The sequence below is a fragment of the Bacillus sp. EB106-04-02-XG92 genome (genome assembly GCF_058791995.1).
This window is the reverse complement of the sequence record NZ_JBYTEA010000001.1, coordinates 553953-575793: the sequence shown is the minus strand read 5'-3', so window position 1 is coordinate 575793 and position 21841 is coordinate 553953. Positions and strand designations below refer to the sequence as shown.

The 21841-nt window shown below is 36.4% G+C and carries 23 protein-coding genes and 1 pseudogene; 22 read left to right on the top strand and 2 right to left on the bottom strand.

Annotation, left to right across the window (positions count from 1 at the left end; genetic code table 11):
• The first annotated feature begins 322 nt into the window (after positions 1-322).
• The 20 genes and pseudogenes from rpsU to AC3WVA_RS02960 all read left to right on the top strand — a co-directional run bounded on the left by rpsU (position 323) and on the right by AC3WVA_RS02960 (position 17504).
• Complete coding sequence (gene rpsU, locus AC3WVA_RS03055; RefSeq protein ID WP_000048061.1) at positions 323-496, top strand: 30S ribosomal protein S21; 174 nt, start codon at positions 323-325, stop codon at positions 494-496.
• 15 nt (positions 497-511) lie between these two features.
• A complete protein-coding gene (locus AC3WVA_RS03050) occupies positions 512-955 on the top strand; it encodes a GatB/YqeY domain-containing protein (RefSeq protein WP_048531234.1) in 444 nt (147 codons plus the stop codon).
• Positions 956-1063: 108 nt separating this feature from the next.
• The gene (gene yqfC / locus AC3WVA_RS03045; RefSeq protein WP_000732266.1) at positions 1064-1357 is read left to right on the top strand and encodes a sporulation protein YqfC; all 294 of its coding nucleotides are present in this window, start codon (positions 1064-1066) and stop codon (positions 1355-1357) included.
• Between the two features lie 181 nt (positions 1358-1538).
• A complete protein-coding gene (gene yqfD, locus AC3WVA_RS03040) occupies positions 1539-2738 on the top strand; it encodes a sporulation protein YqfD (protein ID WP_048531232.1) in 1200 nt (399 codons plus the stop codon).
• Between the two features lie 3 nt (positions 2739-2741).
• Complete coding sequence (locus AC3WVA_RS03035) at positions 2742-3701, top strand: PhoH family protein (protein WP_071757260.1); 960 nt, start codon at positions 2742-2744, stop codon at positions 3699-3701.
• 192 nt (positions 3702-3893) lie between these two features.
• Complete coding sequence (locus tag AC3WVA_RS03030; protein WP_048531228.1) at positions 3894-6038, top strand: HD family phosphohydrolase; 2145 nt, start codon at positions 3894-3896, stop codon at positions 6036-6038.
• Positions 6035-6505, top strand: a complete 471-nt coding sequence (ybeY, locus tag AC3WVA_RS03025; protein ID WP_048531226.1) for an rRNA maturation RNase YbeY — start codon at positions 6035-6037, stop codon at positions 6503-6505. Before AC3WVA_RS03030 ends, ybeY begins: the two co-directional genes overlap by 4 nt.
• Positions 6502-6855: a diacylglycerol kinase family protein gene (locus AC3WVA_RS03020; RefSeq protein WP_048531224.1), complete on the top strand. Its 354-nt coding sequence runs from the start codon at positions 6502-6504 to the stop codon at positions 6853-6855. The genes ybeY and AC3WVA_RS03020 overlap by 4 nt, the downstream gene beginning before the upstream one ends.
• Before the next feature lie 99 nt (positions 6856-6954).
• Positions 6955-7353 (top strand): cytidine deaminase, encoded by a 399-nt coding sequence (locus AC3WVA_RS03015; protein WP_001086293.1) that lies wholly within the window; start codon positions 6955-6957, stop codon positions 7351-7353.
• Complete coding sequence (gene era / locus AC3WVA_RS03010) at positions 7346-8251, top strand: GTPase Era (protein ID WP_048531222.1); 906 nt, start codon at positions 7346-7348, stop codon at positions 8249-8251. The genes AC3WVA_RS03015 and era overlap by 8 nt, the downstream gene beginning before the upstream one ends.
• A 176-nt stretch (positions 8252-8427) precedes the next feature.
• Positions 8428-8571 carry a YqzL family protein gene (locus AC3WVA_RS03005; protein ID WP_000883924.1) on the top strand — a complete coding sequence of 48 codons (144 nt, stop codon included), beginning with the start codon at positions 8428-8430 and terminating at the stop codon, positions 8569-8571.
• A gap of 33 nt (positions 8572-8604) precedes the next feature.
• On the top strand, positions 8605-9351 hold the full coding sequence (gene recO, locus AC3WVA_RS03000) for a DNA repair protein RecO (RefSeq protein WP_000487010.1): 747 nt from the start codon (positions 8605-8607) through the stop codon (positions 9349-9351).
• Between the two features lie 107 nt (positions 9352-9458).
• Complete coding sequence (ccpN, locus tag AC3WVA_RS02995; RefSeq protein WP_000583758.1) at positions 9459-10091, top strand: transcriptional regulator CcpN; 633 nt, start codon at positions 9459-9461, stop codon at positions 10089-10091.
• Positions 10092-10120: 29 nt separating this feature from the next.
• Positions 10121-10933, top strand: coding sequence for a pyruvate, water dikinase regulatory protein (locus AC3WVA_RS02990; protein ID WP_000368943.1), 813 nt, complete (start codon positions 10121-10123; stop codon positions 10931-10933).
• A gap of 634 nt (positions 10934-11567) precedes the next feature.
• Positions 11568-11648, top strand: a pseudogene (locus AC3WVA_RS02985) (DUF188 domain-containing protein); the annotation flags it as partial.
• Positions 11649-11787: 139 nt separating this feature from the next.
• Positions 11788-13584 carry a DNA primase gene (gene dnaG / locus AC3WVA_RS02980; RefSeq protein ID WP_000528216.1) on the top strand — a complete coding sequence of 599 codons (1797 nt, stop codon included), beginning with the start codon at positions 11788-11790 and terminating at the stop codon, positions 13582-13584.
• Between the two features lie 59 nt (positions 13585-13643).
• Complete coding sequence (gene rpoD / locus AC3WVA_RS02975) at positions 13644-14771, top strand: RNA polymerase sigma factor RpoD (protein WP_000764060.1); 1128 nt, start codon at positions 13644-13646, stop codon at positions 14769-14771.
• Positions 14772-15156: 385 nt separating this feature from the next.
• The gene (cccA, locus tag AC3WVA_RS02970; RefSeq protein WP_048531220.1) at positions 15157-15513 is read left to right on the top strand and encodes a cytochrome c550; all 357 of its coding nucleotides are present in this window, start codon (positions 15157-15159) and stop codon (positions 15511-15513) included.
• Between the two features lie 165 nt (positions 15514-15678).
• Positions 15679-16386, top strand: coding sequence for a tRNA (adenine(22)-N(1))-methyltransferase (locus AC3WVA_RS02965; RefSeq protein WP_098519992.1), 708 nt, complete (start codon positions 15679-15681; stop codon positions 16384-16386).
• Positions 16383-17504: a Nif3-like dinuclear metal center hexameric protein gene (locus tag AC3WVA_RS02960; protein WP_098344856.1), complete on the top strand. Its 1122-nt coding sequence runs from the start codon at positions 16383-16385 to the stop codon at positions 17502-17504. Before AC3WVA_RS02965 ends, AC3WVA_RS02960 begins: the two co-directional genes overlap by 4 nt.
• Positions 17505-17544: 40 nt before the next feature.
• Here AC3WVA_RS02960 and AC3WVA_RS02955 read toward each other — a convergent pair whose 3' ends face one another.
• Both AC3WVA_RS02955 and vrrA read right to left on the bottom strand, forming a co-directional pair.
• Complete coding sequence (locus AC3WVA_RS02955) at positions 17545-18495, bottom strand: 4-hydroxy-3-methylbut-2-enyl diphosphate reductase (protein WP_048531213.1); 951 nt, start codon at positions 18493-18495, stop codon at positions 17545-17547.
• An 89-nt stretch (positions 18496-18584) separates the two neighbouring features.
• Positions 18585-19316 (bottom strand): VrrA/YqfQ family protein, encoded by a 732-nt coding sequence (gene vrrA / locus AC3WVA_RS02950; RefSeq protein WP_195755942.1) that lies wholly within the window; start codon positions 19314-19316, stop codon positions 18585-18587.
• A 180-nt stretch (positions 19317-19496) separates the two neighbouring features.
• On the opposite strand from vrrA, the gene AC3WVA_RS02945 reads away from it, so the two are divergent.
• Both AC3WVA_RS02945 and AC3WVA_RS02940 read left to right on the top strand, forming a co-directional pair.
• On the top strand, positions 19497-20807 hold the full coding sequence (locus AC3WVA_RS02945; protein ID WP_048531209.1) for a DEAD/DEAH box helicase: 1311 nt from the start codon (positions 19497-19499) through the stop codon (positions 20805-20807).
• 134 nt (positions 20808-20941) lie between these two features.
• Positions 20942-21838: a deoxyribonuclease IV gene (locus AC3WVA_RS02940; protein WP_048531206.1), complete on the top strand. Its 897-nt coding sequence runs from the start codon at positions 20942-20944 to the stop codon at positions 21836-21838.
• The last annotated feature ends 3 nt before the right edge of the window (positions 21839-21841 follow it).

Sequence of the window (21841 nt, the reverse complement as noted above, 5' to 3'; positions counted from 1 at the left end):
GCAAATGGAAACGATTTGCATGCTTTCTTTTTTAGTGGAGAAGTTAAGTACTAAAAAATGTGAGAAATGAGAAGTTTTTTCGTACATTCCTGCATGAAAAAAGGTGTAATGATAAAAATATAGTTGGCTTTAGGTGAAAGGATAACAGATATCTGCATAGTTTTTGAAAAAGGAAGAGCATCTATTCTGCTTTTATTCTGCCAAATAGTTGACCTGAAGTGATAAAATGTATTATAATCGTAAAAGACATGCTGAAGAAGTGTTTCTTTTTGCATGCTGAAGTTAGTATGTAAGTGTGATGTTTCGGAGGGAGGGAAAGAGAATGTCAAAAACAGTCGTTCGTAAAAACGAGTCTTTGGAGGATGCACTTCGCCGTTTTAAAAGATCGGTTTCTAAAACTGGTACACTTGCTGAAGCAAGAAAGCGCGAGTTTTATGAAAAACCAAGTGTAAAACGTAAGAAGAAATCTGAAGCGGCAAGAAAGCGTAAATTCTAAGAGAGGGTGTAAGTTATGAGTCTTCTCGGTCGTTTAAACGATGATATGAAACAAGCGATGAAGAATAAACAAAAAGAAAAATTAACCGTCATTCGTATGGTTAAGGCTGCTTTACAAAATGAAGGTATTAAACTACAGCATACTCTTACTGAAGAAGAGGAACTAACAGTTTTAGCTCGTGAAGTAAAACAGCATAAGGACTCCCTCCTTGAATTTAAAAAAGCTGGTCGTGAAGACCTTGTTAATAAACTGCAAAGTGAAATTCAGATTTTAAGCGCATATTTGCCGGAGCAATTAACGGAAGAACAATTAGCTGATATAATCAAGCAAGTTATTTCTGAAGTTGGTGCAACTTCGAAAGCAGATATGGGTAAGGTGATGACTGCTGTTATGCCGAAAGTAAAAGGTAAAACAGACGGATCACTTGTGAATAAGCTGGTTGTCCAGCTATTAGCATAAAAAAACGTCTCATTTCGTATGAGACGTTTTTTTATGCTTTTTTTCAGTTTGGACGTGATATTACAAGCTCTTTTTTCATACATATGGGATGAGAGGGGGTCTTTTGGGATGAAAAAATTAGAACAAATGAAGAATTGGTTAACAAAGCAAATAGACCTACCAGTGGATGTGCTAATGGATCTACCTCGGATCACGCTTGTTGGGCAAGTGCATATCTATATAGAAAATCATCGAGGTTTATTAGTGTTTTCAGATAAAGAAGTAAGATTGTTGTTAAAGCATGGTCAGTTATTAATTAAGGGGCAGTCCTTTGTTATTAAAACAATCCTTCCGGAAGAACTTTTGCTTGAAGGGATCATTGAGCAAGTAACGTTTTTAGAAGACGAACAGAAAGAGAAGTAAGGGAAACTTCCGTATGTGAAGTTTTTCTTCTTTATTCTAATGATATGAACCTACTATTTAGTTTGTCCCGCTATTTATGTTATGGAAAATAAAACTCTTTATTTCATTTTCGTACGAGCTATTTTGCTAATTAAAGTGAAAAGTAGTGTGTCTACTTTTGGAAAGGTAGTGAAGGTGGTAGATGAAAAATAAATGGTTTATAAAGTGGCTTGGATATGTAAAGGTACGAATTGAAGGTAGAGGAGCGGAACGGTTCGTTAACGAATGTGTGCGTAGGAAATTACTAGTTTGGGACGTTAAGAAAATAGCTGATGAAACGTTAGTATTTTGCATGCTATTACGAGATGTGAAAAAAATCAAGCCGATTTATAGAAAAAATGAATGTAAATTATATTTTATTGGGCGCTATGGCTTTCCTTTTTGGAATAAGCGTTTAATTAAAAATAGTGGATTCTTAATTGGTTTTTTAATTTTCTTTTTTGGTATGATTGCATTATCGAATATGGTTTGGAAAATTGAAATTACAGGAGCGAAACCTGAAACAGAATATATATTGATGAAAGAATTGGACAAAATGGGTATTAAAAAGGGAAAATTACAATTCCAAATGCCTAATGTAGAAGATGTACAGCGTCATTTGACTGATAATATTAATGCGATTACTTGGGCGGGACTTGAAATAAGAGGAACGACGTACCATTTTAAAATAGTTGAAAAAAACGAGCCGAAAAAAGAAAAGGAACAAAGACCGCAAAATTTAGTGGCGAAAAAAGAGGCGATTGTTACAAAAACATTTGTTGAAGTAGGAAAACCAGTCGTTTTAAAAAATGATCATGTAGAAAAAGGGCAACTTCTCGTATCAGGGATATACGGTAATGAGGAGAGTCCGACGATTGTTTCGGCGAAAGGTATTGTATATGGGGAAACGTGGTATACATCTAATGTAACTGTGCCGTTAAAGACACAATTTCAAGTATATACGGGAAATGCATATAATGAGCATTACCTTACATTTGGGAGTACGAAAATAAAAATATGGGGATTTCAGCATGATAAGTATAAACGCTCTCGTACTGAAAGTGTAAAGCATGATGTGAAATTATTTGGTTTTACATTACCGATTGCATACGAAAAAGATATAGTACGGGAAGAGGAAGAAGCAAATCGAGAATATACAGAAAAACAGGCAATAAAAGTAGCGAAAGAGATGGCTGAAAAAGAACTAAAGAAAAAATTGGATGAACATGCTATGATTGTAAGTGATAAGATTTTGAGTAAAGAGGTTGAGGCGGATCAACTAAAAGTCACATTGCATTATACTGTGATTGAAAATATTGCAGAGTCACAACCAATATCCGAATCCGATATTCAAGGAGACTGAGTAATGGCAGAACAATTAGTAGAAATGAACCAACAATTGGAAAATACTAACGAAGCAATCGCTCTTTTTGGAGTCAATGATGCTCATTTGAAAGTAATTGAACGTGAACTGAATGTATCGATTGTAACTAGAGGTGAAACTGTTCATGCATCTGGAGCAGTTGAAACTGTGGCACTCGTAGAAAAAATCTTACAGCAATTACTTGTTGTTATTCGAAAAGGTGTATCAATTACAGAAAGAGATGTTGCGTATGCAATTCAGCTCGCACAACAAGGGAAAATTGCTCAATTTGAAGAGTTATATGAAGAAGAAATCTTTAAAACGGCAAAAGGTAAATCCATTCGTGTAAAAACAATGGGGCAAAGAAGATATATTCATGCAATGAAGAAAAATGATATTGTATTTGGAATAGGGCCTGCCGGAACTGGGAAAACATATTTAGCTGTAGTAATGGCTGTAAGGGCTTTAAAGCAAGGGTATGTAAAGAAAATCATTTTAACGAGACCAGCTGTAGAAGCTGGAGAAAGTTTAGGGTTTTTACCAGGTGATTTGAAAGAGAAGGTAGATCCGTACTTACGTCCATTATATGATGCCCTGCACGATATTCTTGGACAAGAATATACGCAGCGTATGATGGAACGAGGTGTAATTGAAATCGCGCCTCTTGCTTATATGAGAGGACGTACGCTCGATGATTCATTTGTTATTTTAGATGAAGCGCAAAATACAACGGGTGCACAAATAAAAATGTTTTTAACTAGATTAGGTTTTAGTTCTAAAATGGTTATTACGGGAGACCCTTCACAAGTAGATTTACCAAAAGGAGTAAAGTCAGGGCTTACGCTAGCTTCTAACATTTTATCTGGTGTATCTGGTCTTTCATTCATTACATTAGAACAAACGGACGTTGTAAGGCATCCACTGGTGCAACGTATTATTGAGGCATATGATAAAATGGAATGATCCTATTTGTCAGGATCATTTCTTTTTGTATTAAGGTTGGCGAACGGCATATTTTTTACTATCATAAAAGATAAGAGAAATAAACTATAGGTACTGGTGTATAAAATGTTACCTAAAAGTATCGTTGGCTAAAAGAAATGAAAGCTATAAATAGTTTCACTTTATTTCTGGAGAGGAGAAGGTATTGAAATCATGTTAAGATCTCAAGAAATTTCTAAGTGGTTTCGTAATTTACAACATTCGAAAAAACTAAGTTGGATTTCTTACGTTTTATTAGGAGCAGTGCTGTTTTTTGCACTGATGAATAATGTGAAACCAGAGCAATTAGATGTTGATATGTATTCTATTGCGAAAAAAACAATTCATTCTCCTATTAAAATTGAAGATAAGGTTATAACGGACAGGAAAAAACAAGAGGCCGCTCAAAAAGTCGGGGATCAATATACATATAGAAGTGAATATAAACAAAATAGAGTAGATATTGTAAATGATGTTTTTGCTAAGGTAAATGAAGTCATTCAGGAGATGAAAGCTGCTGGACCTGAAGAGCAAAAAAAGATGACCGATGCTAATAAATTAGAAAAATTGAAGAAGAAGTTGCCATCTAATTTAACAAAGGAATTATCGGATGAGAATTTATTGTACTTTATCAATGCAGAACCGGATCAATTAGAATTAGCAAAGAATGCGGCTTTAACGTCTGTTAGTGTTATTATGGGTGGAAATATTAAAATGTCCGAAGAAATGGCAGCGAAAGAGCGATTTGTTAATGAAATGAAGAGCCTTAATGTGAATAGCGGATTAAAGGAAGCTGTGAATGCGCTAGGATCCTATGCGATTACAGCAAATTACTTTTATGATCCAGCTGTAACGAAAGAGAAGAAGAAAGCAGAAGAAGATTTAGTTCCACCTGTTTATATTCTTCAAGGACAAGTTATCGTTAGAGAAGGTGAAACAATTTCAAGTGATATGTATAATCAGTTGAAATTAGTCGGTTTATTAGAGAAAGGTAATAGTTTTCAGCCTTACGTTGGATTAGCGGTGCTCATTGGTGTGTTACTATACTTTATGCATAAGCAGTTTGAAGTATTTTTACAGCGGAAAAGAGAAGACAGACCGTACATTTTAGCATATATTACAATTTTGTCTATCACGATTGTTTTAATGAAAATTATTAGTTTGTTTCAAAAGCTTGAATATGCAGGAATTGCGTATGTTGTCCCTGTTGCGATGGGAACAATACTTGTAAAACTAATGATTGGTGATCGATTTGTATTTTTAACAAGTATGATTTTTTCTGTGTGCGGAAGTATTATGTTTAATGAAGGGGTAACAAGTACACTGAATTATAGTGTAGGTATTTATGTGTTATTAAGTTCATTATCAGTAAGTATTTTCTTACGAGAAAAAAATCGTCGTACGATGATTTTGCAAGCTGGTATACTCGTTTCTATCTTAAATGTAGTCGTCTTGGCGGCGTTATTATTATTACGTAATGGGAATTTTTCACCTCTTGAAATTGGTACGCAATTATTGATGGCTTCCGTTTCAGGGATTATCTCATCTGTTTTGGCTATGGGAATATTACCATATTTAGAAAGTGGACTTGGAATAGTATCAAGCATGAAACTTATGGAACTATCAAGTCCGAATCATCCGCTTTTGCGTAGAATTTTGTTAGAAGCGCCAGGAACATATCACCATAGTGTAATGGTAGCGAACCTTTCTGAGTCGGCTTGTGAAGCAGTTGGAGCAAATGGTGTATTAGCACGTGTAGGAGCGTATTATCATGATGTAGGAAAAACGGTACAACCACAATTCTTTATTGAAAACCAGATGGGAATTGAAAATCCGCATGATAAATTAGATCCTGTGACGAGTAAAGATATTATCATTGCTCATGTAACAGATGGAGTGAAAATGCTCGAAGAATACCATATTCCGCAAGAGATTATCGATATTGCTGGACAACATCATGGTACAACGCTCCTTAAATATTTTTATTATAAAGCGATTAAAGAAGATAAAGAAAAATATACAGAAGAGATGTTCCGTTACCCAGGATCCAAAGCAACTTCTAAAGAATCGGCAATTGTTGGTATTGCTGATAGTGTTGAAGCGGCGGTACGTTCTATGAATCACCCAACGCCAGATCAAATTAATAATTTAGTACAAAGTATTATTAAAGATCGCCTGCAAGATGGGCAATTTAGTGAATGTGATTTGACATTTAAGGAACTACAAATCGTTGGAAAAACGTTATGTGAAACGTTAAATGGTATTTTCCATTCGCGTATTACATATCCGGAACCACCGGAAGAGAAGGAGAAAGAATGAGTTTATTAATTGATTTCATTGATGAAACAGAAGAAGTGAAAGAAGAATATGTGAATTTAATTCGTGAGATATTAGGAACAGCGGCTCAAATGGAAAAAATAGAGGATGGTGCTGAGTTATCCGTGACATTTGTAGATAACGAACGCATTCGCGAGATTAATCGTGATTACCGAGATAAGGATCAGCCTACTGATGTCATTTCCTTTGCTATGGAAGAAATGGGAGAAGGAGAAATGGAAATTGTAGGCGCAGAGATGCCTCGCATGTTAGGTGACCTTATTATTTCTATTCCGAGAGCGAAAGAACAAGCTGAAGAGTATGGACATTCTTTTGATCGTGAACTTGGCTTTTTAGCGTTACATGGCTTTTTACATTTGCTTGGTTATGACCACATGACAGAAGAGGATGAAAAAGAAATGTTCGGAAGACAAAAAGAAATTTTAGAAGCATTTGGATTAGGACGATGAAAAAAGGAAAACTTATAAATAGTTTTGGATATGCTATAGCAGGTATATTCTTTTGTCTTCGTCATGAACGAAATATGAAAATTCATTATTTAGCCGCAGTCATTGTTATATGCTGCGGTTTTTATTTCCATATTACGAAAGTAGAGTGGATGGTAGTACTTATTGTAATAGGAATTGTAATGAGTTTAGAGATGGTAAATACGGCTGTGGAAAAAACAGTAGATTTAGCGACTACGGATATACATCCGTTTGCAAAAATTGCAAAGGATGTCGCAGCGGGAGCGGTTTTATTGTTTGCGATAATAGCTGTTATAATTGGTGCTATTATCTTTTTACCGTATGTGGTATAGTTGCATTCCAAAGCTTTTATTAAGCTTTGGAAGTGCCGTAAAGGCCTTTAATCAGAGAGTGTATCTATTCACAGCTGTGAACAGGAAGGATGCGGGAATATGAATAGTAAACAATTAATTCAAGAAGCAATCGAAGCGCGTAAACAAGCGTACGTACCATATTCTAAATTTCAAGTAGGTGCAGCATTATTAACACAGGATGGAAAAGTGTATCGTGGATGTAATGTTGAGAATGCATCATATGGCTTATGTAACTGTGCAGAAAGAACAGCCTTGTTTAAGGCGATTTCTGAAGGAGATAAAGAGTTTGTAGCTATCGCAGTTGTGGCGGATACAAAGCGTCCAGTACCTCCTTGTGGAGCATGTCGACAAGTTATGGTAGAATTATGTAAACAGGATACGAAAGTATACCTATCAAACTTACATGGTGACGTTCAAGAGACGACAGTCGGAGAATTGTTACCAGGAGCATTTTTAGCGGAGGATTTACATGAATAGAAAAGGTTATAAATCAGGTTTTGTCTCTATTATTGGCAGACCGAATGTTGGGAAATCTACATTTTTAAATCGTATTATCGGCCAAAAAATTGCCATTATGAGTGATAAACCACAAACAACTCGTAATAAAATTCAAGGCGTATATACAGAAAATGATTCACAAGTAATTTTCATTGATACACCAGGAATACATAAACCGAAACATAAGCTAGGCGACTTCATGGTAAAAATGGCGCAAACGACATTAAAAGAAGTTGATATCGTTCTGTTTATGGTTAATGCGGTTGAAGGGTTTGGTCGTGGTGAGGAATTCATCATTGAGAAATTAAAAGAGACGAAACAACCAGTATTTTTAGTTATTAATAAAATTGACCAATTGCATCCAGAGCAGTTATTAGAGTTAATTGACCAATACCGCAAACTACATGAGTTTGCAGAGATTGTACCGATTTCTGCATTAGACGGTAATAATGTGGACGCTTTAATTGGAACAATTAAAAAGTATTTACCAGAAGGACCACAATACTACCCAGATAATCAAGTAACGGATCATCCGGAGAGATTTATTATTGCAGAGCTTATTCGTGAGAAGGTACTACATTTAACACGTGAAGAAGTGCCGCATTCTGTGGCTGTTGTAATCGATGCAATTCAAAAACGCGAAGGCGGCGCAGTTTATATCAATGCAACGATTGTTGTTGAACGTCCATCGCAAAAAGGGATTATTATCGGGAAACAAGGGAAGATGCTAAAAGAAGTCGGTAAGCGAGCTCGTTTTGATATTGAAGCATTACTTGGTTCTAAAGTATTTTTAGAAGTATGGGTAAAAGTGCAAAAAGATTGGCGTAATAAAATGTCTCAGCTTCGTGACCTTGGTTTCCGCGAAGACGAGTATTAAAATAGAGTAAAGCTGTAATCAGCGGATGCTTTGTTCATCCGCTGATTATTGGTTTTTATGAGTTTTGATAAATTAGGAAAAATTTTTCTCACATGAAAATGGACAAAATGGGTCAATTTAATAACAACAAAGGAAATTGGTTTATAGGCTACGCTTATTGAGAAAGGTGGATTCTTATGCTAGATTTTACCTGGAAGTTTTTCTCCAAAACAGGAAGCATTGAGACGTACTTGCTTTTGAAAGAAATGGAAAAAGACGTAAACGATGAGATGGATCAACATGAAGAGGAGCTAGCGCATCTAGACTCTCCAATTTCTTGACCCGTTTTGTTCAAACCTTGGATGGTGACGAACATGTTTCAAAAAGTTGAGGGCATCGTTATCCGTACGACAGATTACGGAGAAACGAACAAGATTGTTACAATATTCTCAAGAGAATTGGGTAAGGTAAGTGCGATGGCAAGAGGAGCGAAAAAACCGAAAAGCCGGTTAGCATCTGTTTCGCAACTTATGACACATGGTCATTTCCTTATTCAAATGGGATCTGGACTTGGAACTCTGCAACAAGGCGAGATTATTTCAACCATGAAAGAAATTCGCGAGGATATATTTTTAACTGCTTATGCATCATTTATTGTTGAGTTAACTGATAAAGCAACAGAAGATAAAAAACATAATCCGTATTTATTTGAAATGTTATATCAAACGTTGCATTATATGTGTGAGGGTGTTGACCCAGAAGTATTATCATTGATTTATCAAACGAAAATGCTTCCGGTATTAGGGATGCGCCCGTACTTTGATACATGTGCGATTTGTCATCAAGAAACAGATTTTGTCGCCTTCTCTGTCCGGGAAGGCGGTTTTCTGTGCTCTCGTCATGCTGAACAAGATCAGTATCGTATACCGGTGGGGGAAGCTGTTCATAAATTATTGCGTCTTTTTTACCACTTCGATCTACATAGACTTGGCAATGTATCAGTGAAGGATAGCACAAAAAAACAAATGCGTTTAGTATTGAATACATATTATGATGAATATTGCGGGATTTATTTGAAATCAAGACGTTTCTTAGAACAACTTGATAAGTTTCAAATATAATTTGGGACCGTATACGGTCCTTTTTACATCCTATCTTTTTCGAATAGCATATTTAGTATATAATATTTAAGAGATAGTATAACTTTTTTCGTTGTGCATTAAAGGTGGTGATTATCATAGAGCTGAATAAACGGCAAGAACATATCATTCAGATTGTAAAAGATCACGGTCCTATTACAGGGGAGTCAATTGCTGCGCAATTGGGGTTAACACGTGCAACGCTAAGACCAGACTTAGCAATTTTAACGATGGCTGGTTATTTAGAAGCGCGTCCACGCGTAGGTTATTTTTATACGGGTAAAACTGGGGGGCAGCTATTATCTGAAGCTGTTAAGAAAATTAAAGTGCAAGATTATCAATCTAGACCAGTTGTAATTGATAAAAATGTATCAGTATACGATGCGATTTGTACTATGTTTTTAGAGGACGTAGGTACATTATTCGTTGTAGATCAATCGACTCTATTAGTTGGTGTTGTATCTCGTAAAGATTTATTACGAGCTAGCCTAGGAAAGCAGGATTTAACCTCTCTTCCGGTTAATATTATCATGACAAGGATGCCAAACATTGCGATGTGTCGTAGAGAAGATTCTTTATATGATATTGCGATGGAATTAATAGAAAGACAGATTGATGCGATGCCAGTTGTAAAAGATACGAAACAAGGTTTAGAAGTGATTGGACGAATTACAAAAACAAATATTACACGTGCGTTTGTAAACTTAGTAAATAACGAGTAAGTGTAATTTGTTTAAAGTGAGGTAATGTAATGGATAATAAAATCGTATATGTCGTATCTGATTCTGTTGGAGAAACGGCTGATTTGGTTGTTCGAGCGGCAATGGGGCAATTCCCATTTGCTCCTGATATTAGACGTGTACCGTATGTTGAAGATACAGGGACATTAAAAGAAGTGATTTCGATTGCTAAGAGCAATCAAGCGCTTATCTGTTTTACGTTAGTAAAGCCTGACATGCGTCAGTATTTAGTGACAGAGGCTGCAAAAGAAGGCGTAGAGGCGTATGATATTATCGGGCCTCTTATCGATCAAATCGAAGAAATTACAGGGCAAGTGCCGAGATATGAGCCGGGTGTTGTTCGTAGATTAGATGAAGAATACTTTAAAAAGATTGAAGCGATTGAGTTTGCTGTAAAGTATGATGATGGTAGAGATGCACGTGGTATTTTGAAAGCAGATATCGTATTGATTGGCATTTCGCGCACATCAAAAACACCACTTTCTCAATATTTAGCTCATAACAAACGTTTGAAGGTTGCCAATGTACCACTCGTACCAGAAGTAGATCCGCCTGAAGAATTATATCAAGTGGCTAAAGAAAAATGCTTCGGTTTGAAAATTACACCAGAGAAGTTGAATCATATCCGAAAAGAGCGATTGAAATCACTTGGACTAAGTGACGGTGCAACATATGCCAATATTAATCGTATTAAAGAAGAAATTGATCACTTTGAGAATGTAGTTAGTAAAATAAATTGTCAAGTAATTGATGTATCGAACAAAGCGATTGAAGAAACGGCTAACATTATTGTGAATGCAGTGCAAAACCAAAAAATGTTTTAGCACATTTACCAAAGGTGAATGTGCTTTTTTCGCTCGTGAGAAACACGATGCCTGTTGATTTCGTAATAGATGATAGCGAAGTGGTTATACTTATATTCTTCTCGATTTTTATTATGTTAAAGCATGGTTTCGTTATCCTGAAATAGAAGATGAAAAAATAAAGGGATATGTAGCGTAGTTGAAGAAAATATATTATAATAAAAAATTGTGATAAAAACCTATATTTTACGTTTAGACTTTAATTTTTCAGAATAAACTAGGGATAGGATTTACGAAAAGACATGTAATTACGTTAAATCGACAAAATCTATACAAGAAAACGCACATTATGGAAGGATTCGCAGAAGGGATGTAGAATACAGAAATATGCAAAACATCAATATCGTATTAATTGATGCAAATGCATATACTGTGAATGCTGAAAATTGTGCAAGTTGGGACGAAATTTCATGTCGAAATTTTGTTTATCACATCGTATGCTCATCATTTAAGGAAGCAACAAGGGAATTTGGATCTATGTAGATGCTGAATAAGCGCAAGTTGATATTTACATACGTAACAACTTGCAAAAGAAACAGATCTCGTGATCACATAGGATAAGGTGCTTGTTAGTCTTCTTGTGAAAAAAGTGCATATGTATTGTTTCAAAAGAGATACATTTGTAACAGATGAGCAAATGGATACAATTTTATATAGTAGGTACGTATCTGCGAAATGACGCAGAAAAGGGCCTGCAAAATCGCTTGATAACGTAATCGACAACACTTTCTAATAAGTTTAGAAAAAATATTGTCGAATTATAAAGGAATTTTTTAATTTATATCGAATACAAAATACGACACGGAGATGGATTTATGGGGAACAGAATTCCCGAAGAAGTTGTTGAACAGATTCGGACATCATCCGATATTGTCGAAGTAATTGGTGAATACGTTCAACTTAGAAAACAGGGACGTAACTATTTCGGCCTTTGTCCGTTTCATGGTGAGAATTCTCCTTCATTCTCTGTTTCATCTGATAAGCAAATTTTTCATTGCTTCGGATGTGGAGAAGGCGGAAATGTATTTTCCTTTCTAATGAAAATGGAAGGACTGGCTTTTACTGAGGCTGTTCAAAAGCTAGGTGAAAGAAATGGAATTGCGGTTGCAGAGTATACATCAGGGCAAGGACAACAAGAAGACATATCTGATGACACTGTCATCATGCAACAGGCTCATGAACTTTTGAAAAAGTATTATCATCATTTATTAGTAAATACAGAAGAAGGAAATGAAGCACTTTCGTATTTGTTAAAACGCGGTATTACAAAAGAGATGATTGAGAAGTTTGAAATTGGTTATGCCTCACCTGCTTGGGATGCAGCGACGAAAATTTTACAAAAAAGAGGTTTATCGCTGTCTAGTATGGAACAAGCTGGTCTTCTCATAAGAAGCGAGAAAGATGGTAGTCATTATGATCGCTTCCGTGGAAGGGTTATGTTTCCAATCTATACATTACAAGGTAAAGTGATAGCGTTTAGTGGAAGGGCGTTAGGAGATGACACTCCGAAATATTTAAATAGCCCAGAAACACCGATTTTTCACAAAAGTAAATTGTTGTATAACTTCCACCAAGCGAGGCCGTTTATTAGAAAACGTGGGCAAGTGGTTCTTTTTGAAGGATATGCCGACGTACTAGCTGCGGTGAAAAGTGGTGTGGAAGAAGCTGTTGCGACAATGGGAACAGCTTTAACTGAAGAACAAGCAAAACTTCTGCGACGTAACGTTGAAACTGTTGTTCTTTGCTATGATGGTGATAAAGCAGGACGAGAAGCAACGATGAAAGCAGGGCAATTATTGTTGCAAGTTGGTTGCCAAGTGAAAGTTACATCCTTGCCAGATAAGCTTGATCCTGACGAATATGTGCAACAATATGGGACAACTGCTTTTGAAAATCTTGTGAAATCAAGTATAAGTTTTGTTGGTTTTAAAATAAATTATTTGCGTTTAGGGAAAAATTTGCAAGATGAGTCTGGCAAAGAAGAGTATGTGAAAAGTGTTTTAAAAGAGTTATCGTTGTTACAAGATGCGATGCAGGCAGAATCATATTTGAAGTCATTATCGCAAGAATTTTCGTATTCAATGGAAACACTTTTGAATCAATTGCACCAATATCGCAAAGAACAAAAGGTACAGCAAAAACAAGTAAAGCAGGTTTCTAAGCCGTCTCAAATTGTTCAAACAAAACCGAAGTTAACAGGTTTTGAAAGGGCAGAAAGAGAAATTATTTACCATATGTTGCAAAGTCCGGAAGTGGCCGTTCGTATGGAATCCCACATAGAAGATTTTCATACAGAAGAACATAAAGGGATTTTATATGAACTATACGCATATTATGAAAAGGGAAATGAACCTTCAGTCGGAACATTTTTAAGTTGGCTCTCTGATGAAAAGTTGAAAAATATTATTACTGATATTTCGACGGATGAATTTATTAATCCAGAATACACAGAAGAAGTGTTACAAGGTCATTTGGAGACGCTTAGACGTCATCAAGAAAAACTTGAAAAGATGGAAATCATCTTCAAGATAAAACAAATGGAAAAAACAGATCCTGTAGAGGCTGCTAAATATTATGTAGCATATTTACAAAATCAAAAAGCGAGAAAATAGCTTTTTTGATAAATTTTTAGTATAATGAATGTTTGTATCTCGCGTAAGGAGGGGAACAGATGGCTGACAAACCAGCTCGTTCTAAACAAATTGAAACTGAAATGACCCTTGAGCAAGTGAAAGAACAACTCACTGAGCTCGGAAAAAAACGTGGCGTTCTTACATATGAAGAGATTGCAGAACGCATGAATGGATTTGAAATTGAATCCGATCAAATGGATGAATACTATGAATATTTAGGTGAACAAGGGATTGACTTAGTTGGCGACAATGACAACGACGAAGGCCCTAATAATCGCCAAATAGCAAAATCGGAAGAAGAATTCGACCTCAATGATTTAAGTGTACCACCAGGGGTTAAAATCAACGATCCAGTTCGTATGTATTTAAAAGAAATTGGACGTGTAGATTTACTATCTGCAGAAGAAGAAATTCGACTTGCAACGCGTATTGAAGAAGGCGATGAAGAAGCGAAACGTCGTCTTGCAGAAGCAAACTTACGTCTAGTAGTAAGTATTGCAAAGCGCTACGTCGGCCGTGGTATGCTTTTCTTAGACTTAATCCAAGAAGGGAATATGGGTCTAATTAAAGCAGTTGAAAAGTTCGATTATCGTAAAGGTTTCAAATTTAGTACGTATGCAACTTGGTGGATTCGCCAAGCAATTACACGTGCGATTGCAGACCAAGCAAGAACAATTCGTATCCCAGTTCATATGGTTGAAACGATTAATAAGTTAATTCGTGTACAACGTCAATTATTACAAGATTTAGGACGTGAACCATCTCCTGAAGAGATTGGTGAAGAAATGGATCTTGCTCCAGAAAAAGTACGCGAAATCTTAAAAATTGCACAGGAGCCAGTTTCTCTTGAAACACCAATTGGTGAAGAAGATGACTCCCATTTAGGTGATTTCATTGAAGATCAAGAAGCAACATCGCCTGCGGACCATGCAGCGTATGAATTGCTAAAAGAACAACTAGAAGATGTGTTAGATACACTAACAGATCGTGAAGAAAATGTTCTACGTCTTCGTTTTGGTTTAGATGATGGACGAACTCGTACGCTTGAAGAAGTTGGGAAAGTATTCGGCGTAACGAGAGAACGTATCCGTCAAATTGAAGCAAAAGCACTTCGTAAATTAAGACATCCAAGCCGTAGTAAGCGTCTTAAGGATTTCTTAGAATAGGCTACTTTTAAGTTTACTTCACCTTTGTGAAGTAAACTTTTTTATTTTGTTAATTTTTGTTAAAATTTAGCTATCAGCAACGATTACAATTTCTTGTAATTTATTTTACAGAATTGTCTTTTGATTTGCAAATGCTCATTTTTCGATTTTTCGATTAATTTTGTTTATTCTATACAAAAATATATGTAGAAAAGTGAAAAATATGATGAGAAACGTTAATAATTATCGAAATAATAAGCGATATAACAATAAAAAACAATAAACTGAATTTATGGAATATTTTTAACGATTATTAGTTTGCTCTTTTCTGATAGAGCGTTTTCAAGTACAATGGAAATGACTGAATCATCTAACTATTTAGGGGTATAGAGGGGGGAGAAGAGATATGAAACGTAATCCGCTGATTCCGTTCGCTCTTATTGCAGCATTAGGTATTATCGTTATGTTTGTATTTTCATTTCAGGGGCTAAATAAATCTAAAGAGTTAGCTGATGCAAAAAATGGCGGGAAGCCAACGCAAACAGCATCAAAGCCAGAGGATATTGTGAAGCAAAGCTGTACGAGCTGCCACGGTGATCAGCTACAAGGGGCAGTAGGACCTAATTTACAAAAAATTGGTGGAAAACTTTCGAAAGAAGAGATTCAAGAAGTTATTTCGAAAGGAAAAGGAAACATGCCACCTAATTTAGTTCCAGCTGATCAAGCCGCTAAAGTAGCTGATTGGTTATCAAAGAAAAAATAAAGTTCCGTATGACAAGTCTTTTGCTTATGCAAAGGGCTTGTTTTTCTATATTTTCTAAAATACGATAAATGATAGAGAAGTGAATTGTTGTTATGGGCTTGCAACAACTACTATAAATTCATTATCATGGAGACAGACTGACAAGAGAAGGAGTAATGGAAATACATGAATGAAGTAAAGCTTTCAAAACGATTAGAAGAAGTTGTGCGTGAAATACCAGTAGGATCTACAGTTGCTGATATTGGATCAGATCATGCGTATTTACCGTGTTATACAATTATAAATAATATTGCTACAAAAGCAGTTGCAGGAGAGGTTGTAGAGGGGCCATTTCGCTCTGCGCAAGCAACTGTAACTGAAAGTGGCTTACAAGATAAAGTAGATGTGCGTAAAGGGAATGGTTTAGCTGTTATCACGCCAGGAGAAGTAGATGTAATTACGGTTGCCGGAATGGGCGGAGCGTTAATTCGTGACATTTTAGAAAGTGGTAAAGAAAAGTTAGAAGGTGTAACGCGTTTAATTTTACAGCCGAATATTGCAGCGCATCATATTCGTGAATGGTTTATTGAGAATGGATGGGAGCTTATCCATGAAAAAATCGTAAAAGAAGATGGGAAAATTTACGAGATTTTAGTAGGAGAGCGAGGAAACATCGCGTCGCCTTATTCTAAAAATAAACAAGCTGAATTATTTATGGGACCATTTTTAATAAAAGAAAAAAGCGAAGCTTTCGTTGAAAAATGGGAAGGAGAATTGAAAAATTTCCAAAATATTTTAAAGCAGTTAGAACGTGCGACTGATTCTGAAGAAACAAAAGCGAAGCGTGCAGAAGTAGAAGCGAAAATGAAAATGATAGAGGAGGTTTTATCATGAGTAAAATTCCAAATGGCCATGAAATTATTTCTTTATTTGAAAGTATGTATCCAAAGCATTTGGCGATGGAAGGAGATAAGATTGGCCTGCAGATTGGAGCGCTTAATAAACCCGTGCAGCACGTATTAATTGCGTTAGATGTAACGGAAGAAGTGGTAGATGAAGCAATTCAATTAGGAGCAAATGTCATTATTGCACATCACCCTTTAATTTTTAACCCGTTAAAAGCGATTCATACAGATAAGGTGTATGGGAAAATTATTGAAAAAAGTATTAAAAATGATATTGCAATCTATGCAGCACATACAAATGTGGATGTTGCGAAGGGCGGGGTAAATGATTTACTTGCTGAGGCGTTAGGGTTGCAAAATACAGAAGTGTTGGCACCGACATATGCAGAAGAAATGAAAAAAGTTGTTGTGTTTGTGCCAGTAACTCATGCAGAAGAAGTACGCAAAGCATTAGGAGATGCAGGTGCGGGTCATATAGGCAATTATAGCCACTGTACGTTTAATAGCGAGGGTACAGGTACGTTTGTACCTCAAGAGGGGACAAATCCTTATATCGGGGAAACTGGGCAGTTAGAGCGCGTAGAAGAAGTGCGAATCGAAACGATTATTCCAGCTTCACTACAGCGAAAAGTGATTAAGGCAATATTAACGGCACATCCATATGAAGAAGTAGCGTATGATGTGTATCCACTTGATAATAAAGGTGAAACGTTAGGGCTTGGAAAAATAGGCTATTTACAAGAAGAAATGACACTTGGGCAGTTTGCAGAACATGTAAAACGATCATTAGATGTAAAGGGTGCGCGTGTTGTTGGGAAATTAGATGATAAAGTGCGCAAAGTAGCTGTACTTGGTGGCGATGGTAACAAATATATCAATCAAGCTAAATTTAAAGGAGCGGATGTATATGTAACAGGTGACATGTATTACCATGTTGCCCATGATGCGATGATGCTAGGTTTAAATATAGTCGACCCAGGACATAACGTTGAAAAGGTAATGAAGCAAGGTGTACAGAAGCAATTACAAGAAAAAGTAGATGCAAAGAAACTGAATGTGCACATTCATGCTTCGCAGTTACATACAGATCCATTTACATTTGTATAAGAAAATTAAAAACCGTTGCTCATATGGGCAACGGTTTTTATTATTGTTCTTTTTTCACTTTTACACGAGGTAATATTTTTTGTAAAGGTACTTTCCGAACTCTTTCCCATGTAGCGGGATTCATTGGATCATATTGATCTAAGAAAGCGATAACTTCTTTCGTAATTGGCGTTGGTGTAGAAGCACCTGCTGTAACAGCTACGTTTTCTACACCTTGTAGCCATTCTAGTTTGATTTCACTTACATCTGCAACGCGATATGCTTTCGTACCAGCGATTTCTTGTGATACTTGTGCTAAACGGTTTGAGTTGTTACTTTTCGGATCACCGACAACAATTGTTAAGTCTGCAACATCAGCTTGCTTAGCAACAGCTTCTTGGCGAACTTGAGTTGCTAAACAAATTTCCTTATGGAATTCTGCTGTTGGGAATTTCTTCTGAATGTCCTCCATTAAATGTTGAACATCCCATTGGCTCATCGTTGTTTGATTTGTAACTAAAATTTTATCCGTTGGAATTTCTAATGTTTTTAAATCATCAGCTCTTTCAATTAGATGAACGATATCAGGTGCAATACCAACTGCGCCTTCTGGTTCTGGATGATTTTTTTTGCCGATATAAATGACATGGTAACCTTCAGCTTTCTTTGCCTCAATAAGGTCATGTGTTTTTGTAACATCTGGGCAAGTGGCATCGATTGTTGTTAAACCTTTTTCTTTTGCGCGTTGTTTAACTTCTGGAGAAACACCGTGTGCAGTGAAAATAACAGTACCAGAATCGATTTTATCTAAAATGTCTAATCGACTTGGGCCGTCTAGTGTGATGATGCCATCTTCTTCGAACGCATCTGTTACATGTTTGTTGTGAACAATCATACCTAAAATATAAATAGGTCTTGGTAATGATGTATCTAATGCGGCGTTACGTGCAATAACCATCGCGTCCACAACACCGTAGCAATAACCACGAGGGGAAATTTTAACAATTTTCATATGAGTAATCCTCTCCTTCTAAACAAGGGATACTTTTGTGCATAGTCTTTTACATTATAAAGGAGGAGTGGATAGAAAACAAAGGATTGTTACACATATAGTTTTGGTTTTGTTGCTATTTTTTGCACAGGCTCCTCTCGTACTTCTTTTTCTATGACGGGCTCAATCACTATTTTTTTTCTTTTTCTTTTTTTTGGTGGAGGAGGTGGAGTTGCTACCTCAACCTTCTCTGCTACGTCTTCCGTTTGATCTTCGGCTTGATCTTCTTCCGTACTTTTTCCGGAGGTGAGGATTTTAACAATGCTTGGTAGGTTACGCATAATGGGACCGTACTGTTCGACGACAGGGCTTACAGATTGAACAACTTGGGATACTTTTTCAATATTGTTTATCATATTAGTTGGATTCGAAATCAAATTCGCAAAAAAACTGCCGATACCACTGCTTGATGCCGCTGTAGTGGCTGCACCACCACGCGTTTCATTTGATTCATACATTTGAGGGGGGATCATTTGCTCTTGATGCTGCATATATGGTTGATATTGCTGTGAGTATTGCTGTTGGTATTGTGGTGGATAGTACTGTCGATATTGTGGTGGCGGTTGCTGGTGCTGGTGCATCGTTGGCGGTGCTCCTTCCATTTGTCGATAAGGCGGAACCATTTGCATGTAAGGTTCGGTTGGATCGTGCTTTTTAAAGAGTTTAGCAAGGAACCCTTTCTTTTTTTGTGCCATCGGTGGTAGCTGTGGAATTGGATATGGTGTATAAGGTTGCTGTCCTTGATTCGGATACATTTGTCTTGCGGGAGATTTTGGAAACATGTGAGAAATCCTCCTTTCTTCAGTTAGGTATATACACATACAATATGCAATAAGGGGGAAGAAGGTTAGTTTTTGAAGGAAAAACCTAAACTAAAGATGGATTTTACTTGTAGATTTCGATATAATGTAGACTTGACTGATTTGTGCGCGCAGTAGAAATTTAGAAAGAAGGTGTAACTTATGACACAACAAACTTTTACACAGTATGATTTTAAACCATTTTTAATAGATGCAGTTCGTGAACTACGCTTTACAGAGCCGACAGGAATTCAACAGAAAATTTTCCCAGTCGTGAAAAAAGGTGTAAGTGTAATTGGACAATCCCAAACAGGTTCTGGGAAAACACATGCATACTTACTTCCTACATTGAACAGAATTAATGCAAGTCGTGAAGAAGTACAACTTGTTATTACAGCGCCTACTCGTGAGTTAGCACAACAAATTTACGAAGAAATCGTGAAATTAACAAAGTTCTGTGCGGAAGATCAAATGATTACAGCACGTTGTTTAATTGGTGGAACTGATAAACAACGCTCAATTGAAAAGTTGAAAAAACAACCTCATATTGTAGTTGGAACACCAGGACGTATTAAAGATTTAGTAGAAGAACAAGCACTATTTGTTCATAAAGCAAATACGATCATTGTCGATGAAGCAGACTTAATGCTTGATATGGGATTCATTCATGATGTAGACAAAATTGCAGCACGCATGCCTAAAAACTTGCAAATGCTAGTTTTCTCTGCAACAATTCCTCAAAAACTAAAACCGTTTCTGAAGAAATATATGGAGAATCCAGAGCATATTCATATCAATCCAAAACAAGTTGCGGCTGGAAATATTGAGCATTATTTAGTACCTTCTAAACATCGAAACAAAATCGATTTAGTGAACAAAATGTTGCTACAATTTAAACCGTATTTAGCAGTTGTTTTCACGAATACGAAAAAGATGGCGGATCAGGTTGCTGACGGATTAATGGAACGTGGCTTAAAAGTTGGAAGAATTCACGGTGATTTATCACCACGTGACCGTAAAAAAATGATGAAACAAATTCGTGACCTTGAATTCCAATATATTGTTGCAACTGATTTAGCAGCACGTGGTATTGATATTGAAGGAATTAGTCATGTTATTAACTACGAACTTCCATCAGATTTAGATTTCTTCGTTCACCGCGTTGGAAGAACAGCACGTGCAGGACATTCAGGTATTGCAGTGACGATTTATGATCCAGCAAACGAAGAAGCGTTAGATAGTTTAGAAAAACAACGTCATATTGAGTTCAAACATGTAGATTTACGCGGAGATGAGTGGGCGGATTTAGGTGAACGCCGTCGTCGTAAGAGCCGTAAGAAACCAAATGATGAACTTGACGTTATGGCAACGAAAGTTATTAAAAAGCCGAAAAAAGTAAAACCAAACTATAAACGTAAACTTGCAACAGAACGTGACAAAGTGAAGAAAAAATATAGCAATAAAAAAAGATAAGGGATTTCCCTTATCTTTTTTTATCCCGCTATTTACGGGGGATAATAATGAGTGGAGAATGGAAAAACAATTCGCTACATATTTCTACAAATTATGCTATCATTATATCTATTGTATATTGAAGAGGTGATTGTATGTTAAAGATTGGATCTCATGTTTCTATGAGTGGTAAGAAAATGTTATTAGCAGCAAGTGAAGAGGCTGTTTCATACGGTGCAACAACGTTTATGATTTATACAGGTGCACCGCAAAATACAAGAAGAAAACCAATTGAAGAATTGAACATAGAAGCAGGAAGAAAACATATGGAACTAAACGGTATTGAGGAAATTATCGTACATGCGCCATATATTATTAATGTCGGAAATACGACGAAACCAGAAACATTCCAATTAGGTGTAGACTTCCTTCGCATGGAAATTGAAAGAACATCTGCATTAGGTGTAGCGAAACAAATCGTTCTTCACCCAGGTGCGCACGTTGGTGCAGGAGCGGATGCTGGTATTCAACAAATTATTAAAGGGTTGAATGAAGTATTAACGCCAGATCAGACTGTTAACATCGCGTTAGAAACGATGGCAGGTAAAGGGACAGAATGCGGTCGTAGCTTTGAAGAAATTGCAAAGATTATTGACGGTGTAACATATAATGAAAAACTATCCGTATGCTTTGATACGTGCCATACGCACGATGCAGGATACGATATCGTAAATGACTTTGACGGTGTATTAAACGAATTCGATAAGATTGTTGGTATTGATCGTTTACAAGTACTTCATATTAATGATAGTAAAAATGTACGCGGCGCAGGAAAGGACCGTCATGAAAATATCGGTTTCGGTCATATCGGTTATAAAGCGTTGCATCATATTGTACATCATCCACAGTTAATGCACGTACCAAAAATTCTTGAAACGCCATATGTAGGTGAAGATAAAAAAGATAAGAAGCCGCCATATAAATTAGAAATCGAAATGCTGAAAAATGGTACTTTTGATGAAGGAATTCTTGAGAAAATTAAAGCGCAATAAGCA